General features: G+C 33.1%; 17 protein-coding genes. 15 read left to right on the top strand and 2 right to left on the bottom strand.

From position 1 onward, the window contains the following. The first annotated feature begins 1 nt into the window (after position 1). The 15 genes from C1I91_RS22365 to C1I91_RS22295 all read left to right on the top strand — a co-directional run bounded on the left by C1I91_RS22365 (position 2) and on the right by C1I91_RS22295 (position 14,184). Positions 2-643, top strand: coding sequence for an AHH domain-containing protein (locus C1I91_RS22365; protein WP_128214880.1), 642 nt, complete (start codon positions 2-4; stop codon positions 641-643). A gap of 25 nt (positions 644-668) precedes the next feature. Beyond that, positions 669-1,226, top strand: coding sequence for an imm11 family protein (locus C1I91_RS22360; RefSeq protein WP_128214879.1), 558 nt, complete (start codon positions 669-671; stop codon positions 1,224-1,226). Between the two features lie 507 nt (positions 1,227-1,733). Continuing rightward, a complete protein-coding gene (locus C1I91_RS29480; RefSeq protein ID WP_275051634.1) occupies positions 1,734-1,868 on the top strand; it encodes a hypothetical protein in 135 nt (44 codons plus the stop codon). A 9-nt stretch (positions 1,869-1,877) separates the two neighbouring features. After that, positions 1,878-2,192 carry a hypothetical protein gene (locus C1I91_RS22355; RefSeq protein WP_128214878.1) on the top strand — a complete coding sequence of 105 codons (315 nt, stop codon included), beginning with the start codon at positions 1,878-1,880 and terminating at the stop codon, positions 2,190-2,192. Between the two features lie 598 nt (positions 2,193-2,790). Further along, positions 2,791-3,558: a formate/nitrite transporter family protein gene (locus tag C1I91_RS22345; RefSeq protein WP_128214877.1), complete on the top strand. Its 768-nt coding sequence runs from the start codon at positions 2,791-2,793 to the stop codon at positions 3,556-3,558. An 11-nt stretch (positions 3,559-3,569) separates the two neighbouring features. Beyond that, a complete protein-coding gene (gene asrA, locus C1I91_RS22340) occupies positions 3,570-4,586 on the top strand; it encodes an anaerobic sulfite reductase subunit AsrA (protein WP_128214876.1) in 1,017 nt (338 codons plus the stop codon). Continuing rightward, positions 4,579-5,370: an anaerobic sulfite reductase subunit AsrB gene (gene asrB, locus C1I91_RS22335; RefSeq protein ID WP_128214875.1), complete on the top strand. Its 792-nt coding sequence runs from the start codon at positions 4,579-4,581 to the stop codon at positions 5,368-5,370. The genes asrA and asrB overlap by 8 nt, the downstream gene beginning before the upstream one ends. Positions 5,371-5,385: 15 nt before the next feature. Next, entirely contained in the window at positions 5,386-6,348 is a 963-nt protein-coding gene (gene asrC, locus C1I91_RS22330; RefSeq protein ID WP_128214874.1) for a sulfite reductase subunit C, read from the top strand. A 334-nt stretch (positions 6,349-6,682) separates the two neighbouring features. Further along, the gene (gene hemA / locus C1I91_RS22325; protein ID WP_128214873.1) at positions 6,683-7,879 is read left to right on the top strand and encodes a glutamyl-tRNA reductase; all 1,197 of its coding nucleotides are present in this window, start codon (positions 6,683-6,685) and stop codon (positions 7,877-7,879) included. Continuing rightward, positions 7,843-8,532: an NAD(P)-dependent oxidoreductase gene (locus tag C1I91_RS22320; RefSeq protein WP_128214872.1), complete on the top strand. Its 690-nt coding sequence runs from the start codon at positions 7,843-7,845 to the stop codon at positions 8,530-8,532. Before hemA ends, C1I91_RS22320 begins: the two co-directional genes overlap by 37 nt. 1 nt (position 8,533) lies before the next feature. Beyond that, the gene (hemC, locus tag C1I91_RS22315; protein WP_128214871.1) at positions 8,534-9,409 is read left to right on the top strand and encodes a hydroxymethylbilane synthase; all 876 of its coding nucleotides are present in this window, start codon (positions 8,534-8,536) and stop codon (positions 9,407-9,409) included. 208 nt (positions 9,410-9,617) lie between these two features. Further along, complete coding sequence (cobA, locus tag C1I91_RS22310) at positions 9,618-11,093, top strand: uroporphyrinogen-III C-methyltransferase (protein WP_128214870.1); 1,476 nt, start codon at positions 9,618-9,620, stop codon at positions 11,091-11,093. Next, a complete protein-coding gene (hemB, locus tag C1I91_RS22305; protein WP_128214869.1) occupies positions 11,086-12,054 on the top strand; it encodes a porphobilinogen synthase in 969 nt (322 codons plus the stop codon). Before cobA ends, hemB begins: the two co-directional genes overlap by 8 nt. Before the next feature lie 2 nt (positions 12,055-12,056). After that, a complete protein-coding gene (gene hemL, locus C1I91_RS22300) occupies positions 12,057-13,325 on the top strand; it encodes a glutamate-1-semialdehyde 2,1-aminomutase (protein WP_128214868.1) in 1,269 nt (422 codons plus the stop codon). 97 nt (positions 13,326-13,422) lie between these two features. Further along, on the top strand, positions 13,423-14,184 hold the full coding sequence (locus C1I91_RS22295; RefSeq protein ID WP_128214867.1) for a sirohydrochlorin cobaltochelatase: 762 nt from the start codon (positions 13,423-13,425) through the stop codon (positions 14,182-14,184). A 132-nt stretch (positions 14,185-14,316) separates the two neighbouring features. Here the strand turns inward: C1I91_RS22295 and C1I91_RS22290 are convergent, their stop codons facing one another. Next, complete coding sequence (locus C1I91_RS22290) at positions 14,317-14,907, bottom strand: response regulator (protein ID WP_128214866.1); 591 nt, start codon at positions 14,905-14,907, stop codon at positions 14,317-14,319. Positions 14,908-14,909: 2 nt separating this feature from the next. Beyond that, positions 14,910-16,730, bottom strand: coding sequence for a sensor histidine kinase (locus C1I91_RS22285; RefSeq protein WP_128214865.1), 1,821 nt, complete (start codon positions 16,728-16,730; stop codon positions 14,910-14,912). Between the last annotated feature and the right edge of the window lie 13 nt (positions 16,731-16,743).

Raw genomic sequence — 16,743 nt, 5'->3', positions numbered from 1 at the left:
TTTGGGTAATAGAATAGCATATAAACCTGCTTTAGCTGGAGCTAATGATGATATGTTTTATTACTTGAATAAATCTGAAATTAGTGATGCTAATAAATTAAGAAGTACTGCAAGTGAGGCAGGTAGATATATTGATGAAGCTTGTGAAGATGTTTATAAAGGTAGTAGAGTTATATCTATGGCTGAGAGAATAGCTGAGTATGAAAAGGTCATGAATAATACAAGCTTAAAAGTTTCGCATACTGCTAGTGAATCACATGCTGATATATTAAGAAAAGAATTGTATAATGGAAACATAACACCGCCTCCATATGGGAATGCATGTCACCATATTGTGGCATGGGATGCTGAGAAGGCTAGTGTTTCAAGAGGAATACTTTCTAAATATGGAATAGATGTTGATTCGGCATCTAATGGAGTTCTATTACCTTATGAGAGGAATGAATATGTTACTACTGAGGCTATGCATAATGGAGGACATTCAGCTGAGTATTATAAGGCAGTTGAAAATAGGATAACATTGATTGATGATTATGTTAAAGCACATGGTATATCAGCAACACAAGGTAAAATGTTAGTTAGTGAAGAATTGCAAAATATAAGAAAAGACCTACTGAATGGTATATTAAAAATCCATAATTAGAATATAAAGAAAGGGAGAAACTTGAATGAAAATTTGGAAAATAGATAAGAATGTTAATGATTTTGCAGGATTCTTTTTAGAAGATGAAGATAACAAAGCTATACTTGAAGAATTCTTGGATAAAGGTATATATATTGATAAGTGGTCTGAATTGGAATTAAGAGCCTGTGATACTGATAAGCCTTTTGCAGATTGTTTACATTTGTGGTCTGGAGGTAATCCATTGATTGTTAGTGAGAAAGCCAAAGAAATAATGTCCAGTAAGTTTAATGAACATGTTCAATTTTTACCAATGATATATAAAAGGGATAATAAAAACTATTATGTAATGAATATATTAAGTATAATTGATTGCGTTGATTATGAAAAATCTGACTTAAAGATACTTATGGATAAGTATATTATTGATGTTAATAAATATTGTTTTAATGAAAATGCTAAAAAAGTACCTATATTTAAAATATATTTAGATGGTGTAATAAAGAGAATAGATAGTTTTGTAAATGATGAATTTAAAAATCTAATAGAAGATAGCGGATTAGAAGGATTTAAGTTTACAGAAGTATTCGATTTTGAAGCTTAATGCATTATAATATAAAAAGTCACTGCATAAGATTATAAGTATGGATAAATATTATAAAATACAAAGAGTATATGTATTTATAATAATAGGTTTAATTATAAATTGACTGCATAATATTAATAATGCAGTAAGAGTAAGACTAAATGAACTAGCTGAAAAATAAGTAGGCTAGTTCATTGTTTTTTATAAGGATAAAATAGTGGTAGATGTTGAAAAGAGTAGGCTCTACCACTAAAAGAAAATAAGACAGACTCTGCCCCAAGGGGCGGCAGAAGCTGAGGAACAGCTTATAAAAGGATTCTGGAATATGGATGAGGCTGGAAGTGTGATTAATGGACGTAGATATTCTAAACATGCCCTTGAAAGAATGGCGCCTAATACTCCGAGGTAAAGGCAGAACTATATAAAAAGGCTACAGATAAAGCAAAATCTAAAGGACTAGAGGCAACTACTAAAGAATGCAGTGATTTTGTTAATAAGTATGTAGAACCAAGAAATATTCCACCAATGGTAATTGAAGATGCAGTTAAAAACACACCTGCTATTCCAGGAAATAGTGAAGGGACATTTTTACATGAAACAGAAAGTGTGAAAGTTGTTGTAAATCAGAATGCAGATGTAATTACAGTAATACCTAAATAGGAGGGAACTATGGATATTAAGTATGATGAATATGAATTACTAGAGTTATTTTGTAATGAACCCATTAGCATTGCAGAAAAAGAGGCAGGAGAATTTATTTACTCATTTGAAGATGGTAAGGGATTCAAACTTGTTATGCTAATGGATGTTTATCGTAATGAGTGTAATTTGACATTAACTTTTAAAGAATTAATAGGTTTTACTTGTAAAATTAATGAAGTAGAAAGCATTAATAAAATTAACGATGACATGGTAATTAAAGATAAAAGTAAAAATATTTTAAAGGTTAAATTTAAAGAACAAGTAGGAATTGAACTGCTATAAAGTAGTTCACTGCAAAATTTAAACAATACTAACTAAAAAAACTTTAAAAGTAATTAGTATGATTGTTAAGATTTACAAATCAAGTGTTTAGTAGCAGTTTAGGTACTAAAAATTTAATTCATAATTTGAATAATGTAGTGAGCTGTAATTAAAAGAAAAACTAAATATATATTATAACAATGATAAGAGTCAATGTTTCTAATGAAGAAGCATTGGCTCTTTTTCCATGTAAAGAAATTGAAAAGAGTAAAGATGATGTGGCAATTAATTGTAGATTTCAAGATGAGCCTAATTGAGGATGGTAAGAGTGCTAAAACAATAGAAAGATATGTTGGGGACATTAGGTTTTTTTAAAATACTTCATATTTTAACCAAAACATAATAAGACGGACTCTTCTCCAAGGGTAGCTGAAGCTGTTGGAAAGATAAAAAACAGCAATTATGTTCACAAAAGACATAGGAGCAAGTATTGCTTAAAAACATAATAATTCATATTAGTAGGTAAATCTTATTAATAGAAAAGTTAAAGACTGTGATTTTTATCACAGTCTTGTTTTATTTTTTTAAGTATACTAAAGACAAATAGGAGGGGTTTTGTATGTTTAGTGAAGAAATTAACAAAGTTGCCCAGGCAGCAAGAGGGAAAAGTGATTTATTAAAAAAGAATAAGGTTGGATATTTGTTATCGTCAGCTTTTGCAGGTTTATATGTTGGCTTAGGAATTATGCTTATTTTTACAGTAGGTGGACTACTATCAGCAGCTAGCTCACCATTTACCAAAATAGCAATGGGAGCATCCTTTGGAGTTGCACTTTCTTTAGTTGTTTTTGCAGGTTCGGAATTATTTACAGGTAATAATTTTGTTATGACAATTGGTGCTTTAAAGAAAACCGTTTCATGGTTAGATGTTATTTTAGTTTGGGTAGTAAGCTTTATAGGAAACCTTGTAGGTTCAATCTTTGGAGCTTGGTTATTCTATGCTACTGGACTAGCTTCAGGACCAGTTGGAAAGTTTATATTAAGTGCTACAAATACAAAAATGCATCTATCTAGTCAAGAGCTTTTTGTTAGAGGTATATTGTGTAATATATTAGTTTGTCTTGCAGTATGGTGTTCTTTTAAGATGAAGGAAGAGATAGGGAAACTTGTTATGATCTTCTGGTGTCTATTCGTATTTATAACAGCAGGCTTTGAACATAGCATAGCAAACATGACTTTATTATCAATAGGTTTATTTATTCCCCATCAAGCAGCAATAACAATTGGTGGTTTTGTTCACAATTTAACATTTGTAACACTAGGCAATATCGTAGGTGGAGCAATAATATTAGCAATACCTTACTACCTAATATCTAGAGAAAAATAAGGAGTGTTATTATGGGATTTAAGATGACTGTAGAAAGCTATAATGAATATTTAGCTAAACTATCTGAAAAATATAAAATATTTGCACCAAAGGTCTTCGAAGGTAAAGGAAGTTATTCTGATACTGATGTAGTTAGATATGGTGAAATAAGTGATATAAACCAAGTAGTATTTGATAAAAAATCAGATTTTTCATATAAGGAAGTCTTACTTCCAATAACTCAGACTTTATTCTATTTTACAGAAGATGAATGGATAGAACCAAAGCAGGAAGAAAAAGGAGCAATAATCTTCTTAAGAAGCTGTGACATGCATTCTGTTAGAAGAATTGATGATATATATTTGAGAAATGGTTTTGAGGATCCATACTATAAGGCCCTTAGAGAGAGAACAAAGTTTGTTCTTATAGGATGCCAGGAAAGCTTTGACAATTGCTTCTGTGTAAGTATGGGAACTAACAAAACTGATGAGCATCAAGCTTATATAAAAGTAGAAGATGACATGGTGTACTTTGATGTAAAGGATGCGGAGTTAGAAGCTTTACTTGAAGAGCTTACAAGAGAAGAATTGGAGGTAGAACCTGACTTCGTTACAGAAAACGGAGTAAAGGTAAATATACCAGAGAACTTAGATGTAAGCGTAATGGATTCATCTATGTGGAAGGAATACTCTGCTAGATGTATAGCATGTGGAAGATGTAACTTTGTATGTCCTACATGTACTTGCTTTACAATGCAAGATATCTTCTATAAAGATAATAAAAAGTCTGGTGAAAGAAGAAGAGTTTGGTCTTCTTGTCAAGTTGATGGTTACACAAACATGGCTGGAGGTCATAGCTTCAGATTGGACAAAGGACAAAGAATGAGATTTAAGGTTCTGCACAAGGCTTATGACTATAAGAAGAGATGGGGCTACAACATGTGTGTTGGTTGTGGAAGATGTGATGACATATGTCCAGAATATATCTCCTTCTCAAACTGTGTAAATAAATTAGCAAAAGGAATGGAAGAGGTGAAAGCAAATGACTAACCCATATATGCCACTAAAATCAAAGATATTAGATATAAAAAAGCATACTGAAATAGAGTATACCTTTAGACTTTCTTTTAAAGGCGATGTAAAGCCAGGACAATTCTTTGAAGTATCTCTTCCAAAGTATGGGGAAGCGCCAATATCAGTAAGTGGAATAGGTGAAGACTATATAGAACTTACTATAAGAAGAGTTGGTGTTGTTACAGATGAAATATTTAACTATTACGTAGGTCAAGAGCTTTTCTTAAGAGGACCATATGGTAATGGTTTCGATATAGAGAATTACAGAGGTAAAGAAGTAATTGTTGTGGCTGGTGGTACAGGACTTTCACCAGTAAAGGGAATAGTTGATTACTTCTCGCAAAATCCAAAGGAAGCAGAGAGCTTTACTCTAATATCAGGCTTCAAATCTCCAACAGATATTCTTTTCAAAGAAGATATGGAAGCTTGGAAGGAAAACATAAACTTCATACTAACTGTTGATACAGCTCCAGAAGGTTATGAAGGAAAGGTTGGTCTTGTAACTAAGTATATTCCTGAACTCCCAATAGAAGATATGGACAATGTAGAGGTTATAGTAGTTGGACCTCCAATGATGATGAAGTTTACTGTAGGAGAATTCTTAAAGAGAGAGATAAAAGAAGAAAAGATTTGGATATCTCATGAAAGAAAGATGTGTTGCGGTTTAGGTAAGTGTGGTCACTGTAAGATAGATGATACTTATGTATGCCTAGATGGACCTGTATTTAATTATTCAGTTGGAAAGCTTCTAAGAGACTAGAGGGAGGTAGAAATAATGGATATAAACACTAAAGCACTTAAAAAGAATGCCTTCAGAGTTACTAAAAAAAGAGGGATAACTTCATCTAGAATAAGAGTTCCAGGCGGTCATCTTGATGCTAAGTATTTAGCAAAAATAGGAGAGATTGCTGAAAAGTTTGGAGATGGATCCGTTCATATAACTACAAGACAAGGCTTTGAGATCACTGGTATAGAAATGAAGGATATGAACGAAGTAAACCTAATGCTTCAAGGCTTGATTGAAGGACTTGACATCAATCAAGAAGAAGAAGGAAAGGGATATCCAGCAGCAGGTACTAGAAATGTAACTTCCTGCATAGGTAACAGAGTATGTCCTTTTGCAAACTATGATACAACAGCTTTTGCTCAAAGAATAGAAAAGATGATATTCCCAGATGACTTACATGTGAAGGTAGCCTTAACAGGCTGTCCTAATGACTGCTTAAAGGTTAGACAACATGACTTTGGTATCATTGGTATGACTGAACCTCAATACGATTCTTATAGATGTATAGGCTGTCAAGCTTGTGTTACCAATTGTAAAAAGAGAGCAACTGGAGCTTTAAAGTTTGAAAACTTTAAGGTTGTTAGAGATCATGATAAGTGCATAGGTTGTGGAGAATGTGTAGGTAAATGCCCAACTGGAGCATGGACAAGAAGTGAAGAGAAATATTATAGATTAGCTATAATGGGAAGATCCGGTAAGAAAAACCCAAGACTTGCAGAAGACTTTATAATTTGGGTAGATGAAGAAAGCATAAAGAAGATAATAATGAATACTTACGAGTATGTAAGGGAATATATAGATAAAGATGCTCCAGGTGGAAAAGAGCATATAGGATATATAGTTGATAGAACTGGCTTCCAAGAGTTCAAGAAATGGGCATTAAAAGACGTTGAACTAGGACCAAAGGCTATTCTTAAGGATAATGTATATTGGAGTGGAATAAGGTACTAATAACTAGGAAGCAGGTGACTGCTTCCTTTTTGTATCAAAATTGCCCACTTTGTTGAAGTATAACTGTTATTAGGTTATACTTTTGTTGATAGATAAGGAAATAGGACGTAAAATATACTTTATTAGAGTTATGGTTACATAGCATATTATGAAGTATAATTATAACTTAAGATATAGACAATCATTTACATCAGCAATAGTAACTATATATTCATTTTGATATAATCATAAGATTATATATTTTTATATTTATAAGAATCTTTAATTATATAATTATAAAATCATATAAATATATAGTGATACTGCGGGTTGAGGATATTTGGAGTGATAGAAAATGAACCAACTTATTGGATTTAAGAGAAACTTATCTCTTGATATAAGAGAGAGGTTTGCGTTAAGACAAAGTCAGATAGATTTATGTATGCCAGAACTGGTTAAGAGGTTCAAAGAGATTATAATAATAAATACCTGTAACAGAACTGAGATATATTTTACTGCTGAAGCTTACAGCGAGGATAACTTAGATTACATATTTAATTTATTTGACTGGGATCTTAATTTGAAGGAATATATTTTTTATGAAAAAGAAGACAAAGTCACAGTGCATCTACTGGAGGTTGCCTGTGGCTTTCATTCTAAGATCTTAGGAGAAGATCAGATCCTTGGTCAGATAAAAGCCAGCTTTCAATATTCCAAGGAGAAAGAAGCTGCATCAGGAGAGCTAGGAAGGCTCTTTCAAAATGCTATAACCTGTGGGAAAAAGTTTAGAACAGAGGCAAAACTTTATGAAATTCCAGTATCTTCTTCATCTATAGCAGTTCATGAAGCTATAGATAGAGGTTATAAACACTTTATGGTTATAGGCTATGGTGAGATTGGTAGCTTGGCTATGAAGTATCTATTAAGTCACCATGTTGAAAAGATATTCCTAGTGGTAAGGACTCCTAAAAATGTTAAGGATATATTTGATAACAGAGTTCAGATTATTAATTTCAATCAAAAGAATGAGGCTATGAAAGAGGTTCAGTGTATTGTATCCTGTACTTCTGCTCCCCATACTGTTGTAAAGTATGAGGATATACCTTTAGATAGGGAGCTCTTTATTTTGGATCTAGCTGTACCTAGAGATGTGGATACAGAGATAAAGACTTTAGAAAAAGTACAAATTTTTGATATTGATGATATATCAAAAATAGACGATAGCAATAAGCTTCAAAGAAAAGAGAGAATGAATAAATTTAAGCACTTGATTGATGACTGTACTAGAGAGTATAACAACTGGTTAAGGATCAGGGAACTGTCACCAATAATTGCAGCAATTAAGGAGAAGGGTAAGGAAGTAGTCAGTGATAGATACGAAAGCTATAAGAATAAAGCTAGTGATAAAAAGTCAGAAGGTCTAGCGGAAGTTCTTATAAAGAGTACTTCTGACCATTACATAAATAAAGCCATAAAAGTGCTAAAGGAAGCAAAGTTAAAGGGATGTGATGAGCAGTGCATGGAGATAATAAGCCAGATATTCCTGAACTAGAGTATATGTTTTTATCCTTAATAAGCAATAAGATAAATGCCATTATAATTGGTGGGGGTAGGGCTGCATATATCAAAGCTAAGTCCTTGATAGAAAAAGGCTGTAAGTTAACAATTGTGTCAAAGGAATTTGATGAAGAGGTGGAAGCTTTAAGCTGCAAGGGTACGGTGCTTGTTAAAGAGGGCTACGATAAAGCTTTTATATTAGATAAGCATTTGGTATTCATATGTATAGATGATAAAGCTGTTACTAATGAAATAATTAGTGACTGCAATGAGCTCAGTAAGCTTTATATAAACTGTATTGATTCCAAAGAAGGCTTGGCAGTAATGCCTATGCAGGCTAACAATAAAGCAATATCTTATGCTATAAATACCAATAAGGGAAATCCTAAGATGGCACGAAGAATATTGAGGGACATAGAAAAAGCGGTGGAACCTTTAGCTGAGCTTACAGCCTTTTCTACGGAATTAAGACAAAGGATGAAGGCATTAGGAAAAATAGATAAAGTTGTTATGGAGTTTATCACTTCAGAAGAGTTTAGTTTCTTTTTTGGAAGAGGTTATGGAGAAAAGGTATTATATTTATATTTTGATAAAGAGTATATAAATGATTTGATAGAGGACGATTTTTTGATTTACGGAGGATATTAACATGAGTTTAGTTATAGCCACTAGAAAAAGTAAGCTTGCGCAAACCCAAACAGAAATTGTAATGAGCTTATTGAAGGAAAAATGTGGAGAAGATAGTGAAAAACTTCTTATGTCAACGGAAGGAGACAGACGTCTTGATGTAGCCTTAAATAAGATAGGTGGAAAAGGTTTGTTTGTGAAGGAGATAGAGTATGCTTTACTTCAGGGGAAAGCAGACATAGCTGTACACAGCATGAAGGATGTACCTTTTATGCTAGAGGAGCCTTTTGAGATAGTTGCTATGCCTGAAAGAGAAGACCCAAGAGATGCTTTTATATCTTTAAAAGGCATAAGTTTTTATGATTTACCTAAAGGTGCAAGGATAGGAACTTCAAGCATAAGAAGAAGTTCTCAGCTTAGAGCCTTGAGAGCTGATATAGAGATTGTTCCTATAAGAGGGAATGTACAGACTAGAATAGAAAAGATTGAAAAAGAAAGTTTAGACGGCATAATACTTGCAGCAGCAGGACTAAAAAGGTTAGATATGGATCATATAATCACCAATTATTTTGAAGAAGAAACTTTTCTGCCAGCAATTGGTCAAGGAGCTTTAGGTATAGAATGTTTAAAGAATAGTGATAAAAAAGATATTTTTTCAAAGCTTGATCATAATGAGACAAGAGTTGCAGTTGAAGCAGAGAGAAGTTTCATGCGAGAACTTAATGGAGGATGTCACTCTCCTATAGGCGCCTACGCAAGGATAGAAAAAGATGATATTTATATAATAGGAATATACGAAACTAATTATAGATTGGTAAAAAAAGATATTCAAGGTAAGGTTTGTGATCACCTTGAGCTGGGTAAGTCATTAGCAAAAAAGGTTATTAAGGAATTATAATATTATTATTTATATATTTGTTTTGAGATAATAGCACTTATATGTAAAGTAAAAATAGAAGCTACTTTCAAAAAGTAATTTCTAAAATACTAACTAGGTGATATTTATATAGTTTCTAGCTCGACTGTTGATTCTGAGAGTATAATTTGAAAATATATATTTTAGTATGAAGTGTTAAATCTAGATATAAGATCAAAGAGGTGAAAAGATGTCAAAAGCGTATATAATTGGTGCAGGGCCAGGAGATGAAGGCTTACTAACTCTTAAGGCTGTAAAGGTAATGAAGGAATGCACTGCGGTGCTTTACGATAGATTGATAGGAAACAATGTACTTTCTTATCTAAATGAGGATTGTGAGGTTTATTTCTGTGGTAAGGAACCTGGTTGTCATTACAAGACCCAGGATGAGATAAATGCTATGTTGGTAGAACTGGCGAAAAAAGGGCATACTGTTGGAAGAATAAAAGGTGGAGATCCATATGTGTTTGGAAGAGGTGGAGAAGAGGTCTTAGCACTTGAGGAAGAAAACATTCCCTTCGAGGTTATTCCAGGGGTTACTTCTGCCGTTGCAGTTATGAGCTATGCTGGAATACCTATAACTCATAGAGGCTTGTCGCAAGGATTCCATGTGCTTACAGGAATGAGTGCAGCAACTCTTAACATACAATGGGAAGTTTTAACTAAGTCTCAAAATACTATTGTATTTTTAATGGGACTAGAGAACTTAGGAGATATAGTAAAAAATCTTGTGGAAAACGGGAAGCCAAAGGATACTCCATGTGGTGTCATAATGAGAGGTACTACGGCAAAGCAGAAGAAGGTTATAGGAACTTTAGAGAACATTGAAGAGTTAGTTAAGAACAATGGCTTAAAGTCTCCTTCAATTATAGTAGTTGGTAAGGTTGTAACTTTAAATGATAAGCTAAATTGGTTTGAGAAACTACCGCTTTTTGGTGCAAATGTATGTGTTACAAGAACTAAAGAGCAGGCTGGGTCCATGAAGGCAAAGTTAAGAAGCTTTGGAGCTGAAGTAACGGAGATACCTGCTATAAAGATAGTTAACACTTCAGATAACTTAAATACTTACAAAGATGAATTTGACTCCTTTGATTATATAATTCTAACGTCAGTAAATGGGGTAAACATATTCTTCGATTATCTTAAAGATAATAATATTGATGTAAGAAAGATAAAAGCAGAATTTGCAGTTATAGGTAAAGCAACTCTAAAGGCCTTAAGTGAAAGAGGTATAGTTGCAAGTGTGATGGCTGACGAGTTTGTAGCTGAAGGACTTGTGAAGCAGTTAGAAAGTCACGAGCTTAAAAGTAAAAAGGTTCTTATGCCTATATCAAAAAACTCAAGAAACTTAGTAGGAGAGTTTTTAAAAGAACAAGATGCTGAAGTATATAGGATACATACCTATGAAACTCAGAAAGCAGATTTTAGGAATTTAAATGCCTTTGATAGTGTTAATACAATAATATTTACAAGTCCTTCTACAGTAAACAATCTAATAGAAGCAGTAGGTATTGATAAGGTGAAGGATAAGCTTTGCATAGCTATTGGACCTATTACCTATAAGGCTCTTAAGGATAAAGCTGTAGATGCTGTGCTATCAGAAGTTCATAGTGAAGATGGTGCTATAGATAAGCTTATAAAAGTATGGGGGGATAGAAATGTATAAAAGAAATAGAAGACTTAGAACAACAAAAGAGATAAGGGATTTAGTGAGAGAAAACTCATTATCCTCTAAGGATTTCATATATCCTATATTTGTGGTTGAAGGTACTAATATTAAAAGAGAAATAGAATCTATGCCTGGAAACTATCATTTCTCAATAGATAGATTAGAAGAAATTGTTAAAGAGATAGAAAAGGCAAAGGTTAGAGGAATAATGATTTTTGGTATTCCTGAAGAAAAGGATTGTTGTGGGTCAGAAGCCTTTGCAGAAGACGGAATAGTTCAAAGAGCAATTAGAAGAATTAAAGAGCTTAATAGAGATTTGTGGATAGTTACAGATGTGTGCTTATGTGAGTACACAGATCATGGCCACTGTGGAATCATTGAGAACGAATATGTTAAAAATGATGAAACTCTAGAAATCTTAGCTAAGGTAGCTGTATCTCATGCAAAAGCTGGAGCTGATATGGTGGCACCTTCTGATATGATGGACGGAAGAGTTAGAGCTATTAGAGAAGCCTTAGATGACAATCACTTTGAAAATATAGGCATAATGGCTTACAGTGCCAAGTACTGTTCAGCTTTCTATGGTCCTTTTAGAGAAGCTGCCAATTCAGCACCTCAATTTGGAGACAGAAAGAGCTATCAGATGGACCCAGCCAACAGCAGAGAAGCGGAGAGAGAGATAGAAAATGATATCGAAGAGGGAGCAGATATAATAATGGTTAAACCTGCTTTATCTTATTTAGATATAATAAAGATGGCTAGAGAAAAATATAACTATCCAGTTGCCGCATACAGTGTAAGTGGCGAATACGCTATGATTAAAGCTGGTGCAAAGCTTGGTTATATAGATGAAAAGAAGGTAGCTTTAGAAAGTCTTCTTTCTATAAAGAGAGCAGGTGCAGACATAATAATAACTTACTATGCACTAGAAGCATCAGCTTGGCTTAAGGAGGAATAGATATGAATAATAGTGAGATATTTCAGTTATCTGAGAAGTATATGCCTGGTGGAGTTAACTCGCCAGTAAGAGCTTTTAAAGGTCTTGATATGACTCCGCCGGTTATTAAAAGAGGAGAAGGAGCTTATATCTATGATGAGGATGGCAAGGAATATATAGATTTTGTTGGAGCATGGGGGCCTATGCTTTTAGGCCATAAGGATGAAGATGTAATAAATGCCATGAAAGAGGCTTTAGACAATAGTTTGGCCTTTGGAGCACCAACCTTATTAGAACTAGAACTAGCTAAATTTATGTGTAAAACTCTTGATAATATCGGCATGGTAAGAATGGTCAATTCAGGTACAGAGGCAACTATGAGTGCTGTAAAGCTTGCGAGAGGCTATACTGGAAGAGATAAGATAATAAAGTTCTCTGGATGTTATCATGGCCACTTTGATGGTTTCTTAGTTAGTGCAGGCTCAGGTGTGCTTACAGGGGGCATACCTGGTAGTGCTGGGGTACCAAAGGGAAGCATCTCAAATACTCTTGTAGCAGAATACAACAATATATCTTCAGTAAAAGCAATTTTTAATGCCTTTGGTCAAGAGATTGCTGCGGTGATTATCGAACCAGTGGCAGGTAATATGGGGGTTATAAAAGCTGAAGATGATTTTATGAGAGAAATTAGAGCTTTATGTGACAGTAATGGAAGCCTTCTTATTTTTGATGAAGTTATGAGTGGGTTTAGAGTAGCTTATAAGGGCGCTCAGACTTTATTTGATGTAAAGCCTGATTTAGTTACCTATGCAAAGATAATGGGTGGAGGAATGCCTTGTGGCGCATATGGTGGAAGAAGAGAGATAATGGAGAAATTATCACCTTCAGGTCCTATATACCAAGCAGGAACTATGTCTGGTAATCCTATAGTCATGACTGCAGGGATTGCGACCTTAAAGAAGCTTTACAATAACAGCTGTTATTATGACAACATAGAAAAGTATGGAGCTTTATTGGAGAAGGAAATAAGATCTATACTAACTGAAAAAGGAATAAAGCATGAAATAAATAGATGTGGTGGTATGATGACTTTATTCTTCACAGATAGTGAAGCTGTAAAAACTTATGATGACGTTAAGACCTGTGATATAGATATGTTCAACAAGTATTTTTCACATATGCTTAAGGAAGGCATCTATCTTCCACCATCACAATATGAAGCAATGTTTTTATCTGTAAGACATGGGGAGAAAGAGATAGAAGGTTTTGCGGAGGCTTTGAGAAAGCTATAATAGTTATGAATGTAGGAGAGATAAATATAGAATTTTAGGTTGGTCTTTAATGCTTGATTTTTAGTCTATACTATAAATTTATGTAAAGAGGTAAGCAATGGAAAAGGGTTTGATTATACTTAGCAATGGAACTGCAGATATTGAGGCGTTAGAAAGATATGAAAATGTTATTAAAAGTGTAGATACAAGCAAATACAAAAAAATTATTAAAGCTTTTTCATCGGAGAAAATCATAGGTAAGTTAAAAAGTAGGTATGATCTTAAAGTACCTAAGCTTAGTGAGGCTTTAGAACAGCTTATAGCTAGTGGTATGGAAGAAATATCAGTAGCAACCTTATTCTTAATCGAAGGAAAAGAGTATGAAGAAGCAAAGACAGTAGTTAATGAATATAGAGCCCAAAATAAATCTATACTCTTTAATATAAGTCATGGAGCGCTTATAGAAAAAGATAAGCTTAGATATTATGAGTTTATAAATAGAATAGAGACTCTGCTTAATACGGAAGATGAGATTGTTATGGTAGCTCATGGATCAAGTCACTGTGCTAAGGTTTGCTACTGTGAGCTTGAAGAGTGTTTAAGCGAAAAAGGCTATAGCAATGTTCATATAGCTGCAATTGAAGGAGAACCGTCCTTTGAACAAATAGTTAAAAAGCTTAGAAAAAGAAATGCTAGTTCAGTGCTCTTACAGCCATTACTATTTGTCTTAGGTTTCCATGGAAAAAGAGACTTACTCTCTGACAATGAAAACTCTTGGAAAAGCAAACTTTCTAAAGAAGGATTTGAAGTTAAGATTTCTCATAAGGTTCTATCAGAAATAGAAGAAGTTATGGAGTTTATTGTAAGCAATATACAATAAAAAATAAAACTTATTCGACTGTAGGATTTTCTACAGATACACCCGGAAAGGTAGCTGCGTAAAAAAACTCACTGAATGTCGCTTCAGTGAGCTTTTTTTACACTTTTAAGACCAGTATAAAATGCAAGTTTCTTATTCTAAATTACACTCAAACTGAAATATTTCAGCGGTTTTTCTAAAACGATTAGCCTTTTCCATATCGCCTTTAAGTTCTTCTAGCTTAGAAATAAGGTAATAAGTTTCTCCACAGTCATCTTTTATAGTAAGGGTTTTCTTCAAAACTTCCTCAGCTTTTTCAAGTTCATTTTCATCTATTAGCTTTTTAGCAAGGGTTAAATGAGCTATTAGGTTGTTTTTTATTGAATCCTTTTTTAATACCTCATCCAATACAGCTTTCACTCTCTTGCTTGTAAAAGGTTTTTGAAGGTAAGCTGCTGCGCCGAGTTTTGTACACTCAACAGCATTTTTTATAGTTCCGAAGGCAGTCATAACTATTACAGTTATACTTTTGTTATACTTCTTTATTAGCCTTAAAAGTTCAGTTCCACTTACTTCAGGCATCTTTATATCAGTAAATACAATAGAGATGTCTTCATTCTTTATTATTTCAATTGCTTCTGTTGCGTTTATAGCTTCGAATACATGAAAACCCTCCATGTCAAGATAGGTTTTTAGCATTTCTCTTATGTTTTTTGTATCATCTACCACCAATACCTTTTTCATGTTTAATCCTCCCTTATAGGTAACTCAAAAGTAAAAGTACTACCTAAGCCATACTGGCTTTCACAATAAATATTTCCACCATGAAGTTCTACAATTTGCTTAGAAAGTGCTAGTCCAAGACCAGTACCATCACTTTCGCTGTTTGCTCTAAAGAACTTTTCAAATATTCTAGTCTGATATTCATTGGTGATTCCTATACCTGTATCTTTTACAAATATACTTACATATCCATTATTTTCATAGGCTCCTATCAGTACTGAGCCAAAGTTTTTAGTGTATTTAACAGCATTGGACAACAGATTGTTTAATACCCATCCTATCTTTTCCTCATCAACATGAAGTTCTGGAAGGTTGTCCTGAAGTCCTATACGAAGCTCAATGCTTTTGTTTTCTAATAGTGAATAATATTCTTCTACACTCCTATTAATGATATCATATGCAGAGCAGAAGTCCATATTTAAAAGTTTTTGATCTGATTCTAATTGCCCATATCTTAAAAAGTTATTTATTAGATTAAGTAGCTTTTGACTGTCTTCACTTATAGCTGAAACAATCTTATTAAAGTTTTTATTTGATTCCATCATCTCTGAATCCTCTAATAAGCTGGCACCCATCATGATAGAGGTAAGCGGAGTTTTAATTTCGTGAGATAAAGAAGAAATCAAATCATGTTTTAGTTTTTCTACTTTCTTTATTTCTGTTATGTTCTGGAAGTAAACTACTATACCGTTGGTTTTATTCATATTGTCATTAATTTTAGATAGATTGATCTTAAAAATAGTGCTGTTGTTTTTAAAACTCATTATCTTGCTATCTTTTTCTATGTTATTGTCCATTACATTGGAAATGAAGTCAAACAATTCTCCATAAGTAAGGGTTTCCAATACATGACGACCTGTAGCTTGAGCTTGAGTAATTCTAAAGTAATTTTCTGCTTCATCGTTTAATAGTACTATTCTATAATTTGTATCTAAAACTATGATAGGATCAGAAATACTTTTTATTATTGTCATAGATCTATTCTTTTCATCTAACAGCTTTCCAAAAGTACTATGCTGAAATTGGTTTATTTTTTCACTCATGTTATTGAACTCTTCAGCCAATATACCTATTTCATCGTCCGTAAGTATTTCAGCCCTATGAGTGAAATCGCCCTCCTTAGCTTTAATTATATCGTCATGAAGAGAATATAATGGGTTAAGAAATTTATTTATATATTTTACGGATAAAGCGAGTCCGACTAAGATTAAGAATAAACTTAAGCAAATAGTTACTTTTATTGCTGATTCTATATTTTTATTCATAGAGTCTTTTTTATCTGTCATTGCTTTATCATTTATTTCAGATATATCTCTAAGGGACTTATTTAATTTTTCATATAGAGGTTGAATTTCATTGGTGTATTTATTCAAGGCTGCTTCTTTTCCCTTAGAGTCTCTAATTTCAATAAGGCTTGTTAAAGAATCTAGAAAATCCGAATATGTGCTCTTTATATTTTCATTAATAACTTTTTCGCCTTCCTCAGTGGCGTTGTTTGATTGAAAGGTGAAGTTTTCATGAAAGTTGTTGTTTGTATCATAAAAGTTTCTTATGTATATGGGGTTTTTTGAGTTTATATAGCTTATAATATCTTGAGCTTCCTCATCAATAATCTGAAGCATCTTATTAGTAGCTTTTATGCTGGCATAATTGCTTGAGGTTAACTTTGAAGTATTATTTTCTACTTTAAATAAGTTATAGAGGGATACTCCTCCTATAACAAAGTTAGTAAATAAAAGTGCAAGAAATAAACAAAAAAACTTTAGTTTTAGACTGGTTTTCATATAGGCACCATTA

Origin of the sequence: Clostridium manihotivorum, assembly GCF_004015185.1 — a bacterium.
GTDB lineage: Bacteria > Bacillota > Clostridia > Clostridiales > Clostridiaceae > Clostridium_AR > Clostridium_AR manihotivorum.
The sequence above is the reverse complement of the archived record's forward strand: the minus strand, read 5'-3'. Positions and strand labels throughout refer to the sequence as shown.